The following is an 8,161-nucleotide window of genomic DNA, read 5'->3' as shown; positions in this document are numbered from 1 at the left end:
TTACCGCAGTGGGTACGAAAAAAGGCTTAGAAACTGAGCTGGTACCGGCAGCTGGATTTCCTTTAGCGACCATTCCTCGCACTCCTTTTCCGCGCCGTTTTAACGCGGATTTACTGCATTTTCCCCGAGCTTTTCAGACAACTGTGCGCAGCTGCCGAGAACTGCTAATAGAAAAGCAGGCAGTTGTGGTGGTGGGCTTCGGCGGCTACGCTTCAGCGCCTATGTATTTAGCAGCAAAAAAGCTCCATATTCCAGTGGTGGTGCACGAGGCGAATGCCCGCGCTGGTTTAGCAAATAAATTGGGCGCCCGCTTTGCCGCTCTGGTGGCGCTCACTTTTCCTTCTACTGATTTACGGGCGCGCCGAGGTGATACCCTCACTACTGGTTTACCGCTCCGCGCCGAGATTGCTCGTTTAGCTGCCGATACTGCTTACCGGGAAGAACTGCGCGATGCAGCTGCGCGCGAATTTGGCTTAGATCCAGATTTACCTACCCTGGTGGTGACGGGCGGTTCCTCCGGGGCGGTACATATAAATGAAGTAGTGGCCCAGACCGGCAGCGCTATTTTAGAACAAGGCATTCAGGTGCTGCACATTAGTGGAAAAGGAAAAGCGACCGCCGTAAAAGAAACTTTAGAAAAATCGGGGGTTTCTCTCCAGAGGTATCACGTAATTGAGTATTTAGCGGATATGGAAAAAGCTTATGCGTTGGCCGATTTGGTGATTACCCGGGCGGGAGCCGGAATGGTGGCAGAAATTTCTGCTTTGGGAATTCCCGCCGTATTTGTGCCGCTCCCTATCGGCAATGGCGAGCAGGCGCTCAACGCCCAAGATGTCGTCAATTCCGGGGGAGCATTGTTGGTAAGCAATACCGATTTCACTGAGGAATGGTTGCAGGAGCAGGTGCTGCCGCTCTTTACTGCCCATAAACTACCAGCTATGGCAGCCGCGGCGCGCGCGGTAGCTCCTCTAGACGGGGCTGCAATATTGGCGCAGCGGATAGTGGAGATAATCGGATGAAATTCTATTTAATGGGAATTGGGGGAGCCGGAATGTCGGTGCTGGCTGATTTATTACAAGCAGCCGGCCACGAGGTGAGCGGTTCAGATAGGAGTGCTTCGAATAATACGCGGCGCTTGGCTCGGCAAGGTCTAAAAGTCTATATCGGACAACGCGCAGAGCAGGTGCCGGCAGATGCCCAAATAGTTATTTCCTCTGCGATAAAGAGCAGCAATCCCGAGCTGCAAATCGCGCAAAAGCGTTCCCAGCCGATACTGCATCGTTCGCAGGCTTTAGCATTAGTGGCAGGTGAGCACGATTTTATTGCGGTAGCTGGGGCACATGGAAAGACTACTACTTCGGCGATGCTGGCTACGGCTTTAGAGAAGCTCGGCTGCGATCCTTCCTATGCGGTAGGAGCTAATTTGCCGCACGGAAAATCCGGAGGAAAGCTCGGCAAAGGGCGGGTATTTGTAGCGGAAGCCGATGAATCGGACGGTTCTTTCCTGAACTATCGACCGCGGATTGCTATTGTCACCAATGTAGAAGTAGACCATCTGGATTTCTATGGCACTAAAGAAAAATTTGCGCAAGCTTTCTTCGATTTTACTGAGCGCATAGTGCCGGGAGGGCTGCTTATTACTAATACAGACGACCCGGGCGCAGCGCATTTAGCTGCCCAAGCGGTGCAGACGGGTCGGCGCGTCTGGACTTATGGGGTGCAGAAAATAGCGCAGCCACTCGGAGAAGCACATATACATATTTGCCCCGGTAGTTTATCTTTAGAGCGCTCTACCACTTTGCAGATAAGTAATAAAGGCTTTATTTCTGCTCCAGAGCTGGGAGTGGAAAAAATGGAATTGCAGCTACAGGTGCCGGGAGAACATATGCTCTTAAATGCTGCTGCAGCTTGGGCAGCGGGTTATGAGCTGGGGGTGCCGGGAGCGGAAATGGCGCAAGCCTTAGGAGCCTTTCCGGGGGCAGCGCGCCGTTTTGAACTGCGGGGAGAGGTAGGTGGAGTAACTATCCTCGATGACTACGCCCACCACCCGACGGAGATTGCAGCTACTCTGCATACTGCACGCCAGCTTTGCTCCGGTAAATTGCGGGTGCTTTTTCAGCCGCATCTTTATTCCCGCACCTATAATTTTGCTGCGCGGTTTGCGCAAGCCTTACAGATTGCTGATAGCGTGGTGGTAACCAGCGTATATGCAGCGCGAGAGACGCCGGATGCGGGAGCGGAAGGGAATATTATTACTGAGCAGTTACCTGGCGCAGCTTTTATTCCCGATAAAGAGGCGGCGGCCAGAGAAATAGCAGCAGGAGCTAAATCGGGAGATTTTATTTTGACGATAGGAGCCGGGGACGTGACGGAACTGGCACCAGTAATTTTCCAAGTTTTAGAAGCAAATTTGGGAGATAAAAATAGGGCACATAATCTAGACACTGCTGCTCATAGCGTTACTTCCACCGAAAATCAGGCACATCGAATGCCAGAAGAGGGAGATGCACTGTGAAAGCTCCTCAACCTCCGCGCAAACCGCGCCGGCTCACCTCCGGAAATGAGGCCGGCGCCGCTAATAAAATTGGCGCTACTGGTGAAGCCAGTGCTGCAAATGGGGCGCATTCTAGTGATAGATTGAGCGCCGACAATCTGGCTAGCGCACTCGGGCAGGGCGGAGAAATTAATCCGCCCGAGCCGCCGGAGTTATATCCAGATACAGTGCCCACTGCCCCTTTACCGAAATCTAGCGAGAATTTATATATTGACGCAGAAGATTCCTATCTGGCGAGCAGCGCGGAGAAGAGTTTAGAAAAATCATCTTTTCCGCGCAGTCTGCGCCGTACCCCGTCCGCAGCTACCGAGCTGCAGCAAGGTAGAAAGCCGCAGCAAGGTAGAAAGCCGCAGCAAGGTAGAAAGCCGCAGCAAGGTAGAGCGAAAAAACTCTCCCAAAAAGAAGTAGGCGAAACCAGCAGCAAAGTTTTTCAGCAAGTAACTTCTTCTTTGCGGAAAGGCGCGCAAAGAATTGCCTTGCCGCTCCGGGGAGCGGAAAGAAAAACTGCGAGCCCCGATATCGTATCTTTAGCGGCCCGCCGCGCCGAGCGTAAAGCGGATAGGCGCCGTAAATATCTGCGGAGAATAGGAATCGGAGGGGGAGTTACTCTCTTTGTTCTGCTATTAGTCTGGATTCTCTTCTTCTCGCCTTTGCTGCGGCTTAATCCGCAAAAAGTAGAGATTACGGGCGTGGAAGATGGTTCTCTCATTAAAGTCACGCAAGTGCAAGAAGTGGTAGAAAAGCATAAAGGAGATTCGCTTTTATTAATTAGCCACTCGGGGCTAAAAGCAGATTTAGAGAAGCTGCCTGAGGTGCAGAAAGCACAGCTCAAGGCTTCGCTGCGCGGTAACTTAAAAATCGCTCTGCAGAGTGAAGTACCGGCTTTTTGCCTGGTGAATGGCAATGAGTGTAAAGCTATATCTCGGAGCGGCCAAACTCTAGATTTACCGCCTACTATCCTAGATACTCTGCCGCATCTTGGCCCGCTCCCAGCCGATGTGGAGAAAGAAGCGGCCGTAGAAGCCGCGCGGCAAGTGGTGGCGGATTTAGGCGATCTGCACGGAAAAGTGCGCACAATAGAAATAAGCAGCGGCTATCAAATTGCCTTTACCTTAGATGATTCGCGGCGCGTAATTTGGGGTAGATCAGACGAAGGCCAGCTAAAAGCGCAGATACTGCGGGTACTATTAGGGGAGAATAAGCAGCTTATCGACGTATCGATTCCAGCTTCCCCCGTCACCCAATAATTTCTCCTTCGCCTAATAATTTCCCGTCACCCAATAATTTCCCGTCACCCAATAATTTCCTGCCTGCATTCCTTCCCGTCTGCGGCTAATTCACACTACATTTTCTGCCGCCGCAAAATTGCCGGCAGTAAATTTTCGACACACCGCTTAAATCATTGCAATCCGGCTTATTCCCCTCTATCTTCTGGGCGAGATTAGACGAAGAATTCTTCAAGTTTAACTTGAGGTTTTAGATTATAAGGATATCCGTTATGAACAATATGGCTAATATCAAGGTCGTCGGAGTCGGCGGCGGCGGCGTAAATGCAGTAAATCGGATGATTGAAGACGGCTTAGCCGGAGTGGAATTCATAGCTGTAAATACTGATGCGCAGTCTTTAGCTATCTCCGAAGCCGAAACTAAAATTGATATTGGCCGAAATGTGTCTAACGGCTTAGGTGCCGGAGCTGATCCCTCAGTAGGAGCGCGGGCGGCGGAAGAAAATATCGATATCGTACGCGATGCGCTCGAAGGAGCCGATATGGTCTTCGTAACGGCCGGCGAAGGTGGCGGCACTGGTACTGGTGCTGCTCCGATCGTAGCTAATGAGGCGCGCGATCTAGGTGCGCTCACTATCGGCGTAGTTACCCGCCCTTTCAGCAATGAAGGTCTGCAGCGTACTCGCAATGCGAATTTTGGTATTACCGAATTGCGTAAGGCAGTGGATGCTTTAATAGTGATTCCGAATGACCGGCTACTCCAGATTTCTGATTCCGATATTGGGATCTTGGAAGCTTTCCGCTTAGCTGATGAAATTCTCCATTCCGGCGTGCGCGGAATTTCTGATCTCATCACTAAACCTGGCGAAATTAATCTAGATTTCGCAGACGTCAAAGCAATTATGAAAGATGCCGGCACTGCTCTAATGGGAATTGGCTCAGCTTCGGGAGAAGAGCGGGCTATCCGCGCTACCGAAAACGCTATTTCTTCGCCGCTTCTCGAAGCCCGCATTGATGGCGCACACGGAGTATTGCTAGTCTTTACGGCCTCTACTGATTTAGGGCTGGCGGAGTACTCAGCCGCTTTGCAGATGGTAAAAGAAGCCGTGGATCCGAACGCCAATATCATAGTTGGCCTCACCATCGATGAGGCGCTGGGAGATGAGCTGCGCATTACCGTAATCGCGGCCGGCTTCGACGAGAGTGAAGAATTTTTAGCGACGGGGAGTGCGGAAAACGGGCAAGCGAATTTGCACGGTGAAAAGTCAACTCCCTTGGCTGCCCATGAGCACATTTCTCCAGAGAGTGCCGCAGCTCAAAGCGCTGGCATTGCCACGCCGCTTTCCCCGCAAGCTACTGCTGGCAGTGCTGCTTTTGATGGAGATGCGGAAGTGGAAGACACTAATATTCCGCCGATTCTCGAAGACGAAGCGGAGCCGCGTCGCCCTGATTTAGATATTCCCGATTTTCTTTTTGAAGAAGACGAGTAGATAGACGAATAGGTAGCACTAAAGCGAAGACACACCAGGGAAGATATGCCGTTCATATCTTTTATGCAATAGTTTTAAGTTAATGGAGCGAGGGGGAAGCTATGGGTTTTCTGGATCGGCTAAGTCAAAGAGCTGCAGTAGCGGATGACGATTACGCCTACGAAGGTGAAGAGTACGACGACTTCAGCGATGAAGAATACTACGAAGAAAGCGAGAATGCAGATATCTCGCCTATTCGCTCAGTAGACCGCACGGAAGTATCGCGAATCGTCACTATGTGGGTGGCGGACTATCACGAAATAAAGGAATTTGCCGTAGAGTTTCGAGCCGGTTGTCCGGTAATTCTCAATCTCAGCAAAGCTTCCGACGCCGAGCGGGCGCGTATTGTGGATTTCGCATTGGGTCTTTGCTTTGGCCTCGAAGGAGTATTTTCCCGTATTTCGGAAGATGTCTTTTTACTGACGCCTTGTGCAGTGAAAATTGATTCTCGCGGATTAAATAACGAGCATGATTTTGCTCGCTGAGGCGAGATTAAAAAGAAAGTAGCATATGACCTACGTCATTCTGCTTCTGTATTGGTTGCTGGAACTGTACCTACTGGTGCTAATCGGCAGAGTAATTATTGATTTAGTACAAATCCTTAATCGCGATTGGCGCCCGGCGGGAGTAATACTGGTAATTTCTAATCTGATTTATCGCTTCACCGATCCGCCTCTCCGCTTCTTAGGGCGCTATATACCTCCCGTGCGGCTTGGCAATGTCTCTTTAGATGTCGGTTTTATCGTACTCTACGCTGCTCTAAAGATTTTGCAATCTTTATTACACATTTTTTAGTTGTTTTTCGCTAGCAAATACTTAGCAACCGCTTTAGAATAAGCCGATGTTTTATAAAAGATTCGCCTTGGCAAATCGTTCGTAAAGAGGGTTCCTATGCAATTTTCTTCTGCTAATTCCACTTCTTCGCAATTGAGTCTGCGGGCGCGCGCGGCTATCTGTGCCGGGCGCAGTGCAGCCCAAATTTCGCGGCGGCTGGGCCGCGGTGCCGGTGGAGTAATCGGTGGGCGCGTAGCCAGCTTTATCGACAGCGATATTACGCAAAAAATTTCGCGTTCTATGCAGGTGGCATTAGTGACGGGTACGAACGGTAAGTCTACGACCACGAAGATGCTCAACTTTGCGCTTCGTGCCACCGCCCCGACGGCGTATAACGATCACGGAGACAATATGGAATCCGGAGTCAGCGCGGCCTTGCTGGAAAATCCGCAGGCGCCCTTCGCGGCTCTCGAAATAGACGAAATGCATCTCGGCATAGTAGCCGATATGGTACACCCGGCAGTTTTTGTGTTGTTGAACCTTACGCGCGACCAGTTAGATAGAGTGGGTTCTCCAGTTCATGTGCAGCAGCGCATCGCGCAGAGCATTGCCCGCTATCCGCAAGCCACCGTCGTAGCTAACTGCGATGATCCGCTTATTGCCGCCGCTGTTTGGGATCACCCATCGGTAGTGTGGGTAGCAGCGGGGGCACAGTGGGAAGCCGATTCGCAAGACTTTCCGCTCGGCGGCAAGGTAGAGCGCTGTGGCGCCCAATGGCAGGTGGGAGATAAGTATCGCCGGCCAGAGCCAGAATGGTGGGTAGAAGAAGAATCTTTGCTGCATCGCCAGCAAGATGGCACTGTGCAGCGCTATCCACTGCAGCTTCGGCTTCCGGGGGAGTATAACCGGGGAAATGCGGCGCAAGCAGTAGCGGCGGCAGCAGTACTGGGAGTAGCTCCCGAGATTTCTTTGCCAGAAATAGCAAAAATTACCAGCGTGGCGGGGCGCTATGGGCGCTATCAGTGGGAAGAGAAAAATATCCGCATGCTATTGGCGAAGAATCCGGCCGGCTGGCAGGAGACTTTACGTACGGTGGAAAAAGCGCAGGCTTTACTTTTGGCGGTAAATGCGCAGGTACCAGACGGAGAAGATGCTTCTTGGCTGCGGGATATAGATTTTGGAGTATTGCCGGAAAAAGTGGGGGAAATACCGATTTATATCAGCGGAGAAGCGGTGGCGGAGCTGCAGGAATGTTTAGAGAAAATCGGGATAACACCGCAAGTGGTGGAATCTCCGGCTGCCGCTTTAGCCGCTTTGCCAGTGGGCAAAATTGAGGTAGTAGCCAACTACACTGCTTTCCGCGATATTAAGAATATATTGGATCGTAGCGGCGCCAGTGAGGCCGAAGCTTAAGCGAAGTGAATCGTAAAAGTGCTGGTTAAAGTAGTGTTTATCTCGAGAAGTAGATAAACGTTATAAAAATGTGATAAGAAATATAAGTAATCCTTTTGCCAGCAGGCGCGTTTAGCAAAGCTCAGTGAGCTCTGGAAGAAGCGTTAGCCAGGCAATCCAAACTGAGACATGAGGTAACATTATGGCATTACTGACGGAATACGACGTCGTCAATATGCGCTTTAAGGAACCAAAACGCGCTGATGAAGGATATGACCAGGATGAGGTCGATTATTTCCTCGACGAAGTGGCTGAAACTATTGCGCATTTAACGCGGGAAAAGAATGAATTAGCTGAGAAGCTACAGGCAGCTGAAGCACGCATTACTGAATTGGAGAATGCCGGTGAGGCAGCTCCGGATGTGGAAGTTCCAGCTCCAGTCGCGGTTGATTCCACCTTCCCGCAGGCAGCTATGGTACAGGAAAATGCCGAGAGTGCTACGGGCGTATTAGCGCTCGCTCAGAAGCTGCACGATGAATATGTGGCAAATGGTAAGGCGGAATCCGAGCGGTTGATTGCCGAAGCAGAAGTAGAGTGCAATCGGATTCGGAAAGAAACGGAAGAGAACCGTAGCCGCACCGTGGCTAAGTTGGAAGAAGAGCGTTCCGTGATGGAGCACAAGATTT

At 51.1% G+C, this 8,161-nt stretch carries 8 protein-coding genes; all 8 read left to right on the top strand.

Annotation, left to right across the window (positions count from 1 at the left end; genetic code table 11):
* Nucleotides 1–1,019, top strand: a 1,019-nt coding sequence (locus Q0X35_RS05260; RefSeq protein WP_297566265.1) for a glycosyltransferase, incomplete at its 5' end; no start/stop codon positions are given.
* Nucleotides 1,016–2,515 carry a UDP-N-acetylmuramate--L-alanine ligase gene (gene murC / locus Q0X35_RS05255; protein WP_297566264.1) on the top strand — a complete coding sequence of 500 codons (1,500 nt, stop codon included), beginning with the start codon at nt 1,016–1,018 and terminating at the stop codon, nt 2,513–2,515. The genes Q0X35_RS05260 and murC, both read left to right, overlap by 4 nt.
* On the top strand, nt 2,512–3,801 hold the full coding sequence (locus tag Q0X35_RS05250; RefSeq protein ID WP_297566263.1) for a cell division protein FtsQ/DivIB: 1,290 nt from the start codon (nt 2,512–2,514) through the stop codon (nt 3,799–3,801). Before murC ends, Q0X35_RS05250 begins: the two co-directional genes overlap by 4 nt.
* A gap of 251 nt (nt 3,802–4,052) precedes the next feature.
* Nucleotides 4,053–5,270 carry a cell division protein FtsZ gene (ftsZ, locus tag Q0X35_RS05245; RefSeq protein WP_297566261.1) on the top strand — a complete coding sequence of 406 codons (1,218 nt, stop codon included), beginning with the start codon at nt 4,053–4,055 and terminating at the stop codon, nt 5,268–5,270.
* A 101-nt stretch (nt 5,271–5,371) separates the two neighbouring features.
* Nucleotides 5,372–5,794 (top strand): cell division protein SepF, encoded by a 423-nt coding sequence (locus tag Q0X35_RS05240; RefSeq protein WP_297566260.1) that lies wholly within the window; start codon nt 5,372–5,374, stop codon nt 5,792–5,794.
* Between the two features lie 25 nt (nt 5,795–5,819).
* Nucleotides 5,820–6,104: a YggT family protein gene (locus Q0X35_RS05235; protein WP_297566259.1), complete on the top strand. Its 285-nt coding sequence runs from the start codon at nt 5,820–5,822 to the stop codon at nt 6,102–6,104.
* Between the two features lie 96 nt (nt 6,105–6,200).
* Nucleotides 6,201–7,496 carry a MurT ligase domain-containing protein gene (locus Q0X35_RS05230; RefSeq protein ID WP_297566258.1) on the top strand — a complete coding sequence of 432 codons (1,296 nt, stop codon included), beginning with the start codon at nt 6,201–6,203 and terminating at the stop codon, nt 7,494–7,496.
* A gap of 181 nt (nt 7,497–7,677) precedes the next feature.
* Nucleotides 7,678–8,161, top strand: a 484-nt coding sequence (locus Q0X35_RS05225; RefSeq protein ID WP_297566256.1) for a DivIVA domain-containing protein, incomplete at its 3' end; no start/stop codon positions are given.

The sequence above is a fragment of the uncultured Arcanobacterium sp. genome (assembly GCF_947253055.1).
Lineage (GTDB): Bacteria > Actinomycetota > Actinomycetes > Actinomycetales > Actinomycetaceae > Arcanobacterium_A.
The sequence above is the reverse complement of the archived record's forward strand: the minus strand, read 5'-3'. Positions and strand labels throughout refer to the sequence as shown.

Bases quoted from the DNA above. Each gene is read 5' to 3' on its own strand.
- ftsZ (WP_297566261.1), top strand. From the start codon at position 4,053: ATGAACAATATGGCTAATATCAAGGTCGTCGGAGTCGGCGGCGGCGGC.
- murC (WP_297566264.1), top strand. From the start codon at position 1,016: ATGAAATTCTATTTAATGGGAATTGGGGGAGCCGGAATGTCGGTGCTG.
- Q0X35_RS05240 (WP_297566260.1), top strand. From the start codon at position 5,372: ATGGGTTTTCTGGATCGGCTAAGTCAAAGAGCTGCAGTAGCGGATGAC.
- Q0X35_RS05230 (WP_297566258.1), top strand. From the start codon at position 6,201: ATGCAATTTTCTTCTGCTAATTCCACTTCTTCGCAATTGAGTCTGCGG.
- Q0X35_RS05235 (WP_297566259.1), top strand. From the start codon at position 5,820: ATGACCTACGTCATTCTGCTTCTGTATTGGTTGCTGGAACTGTACCTA.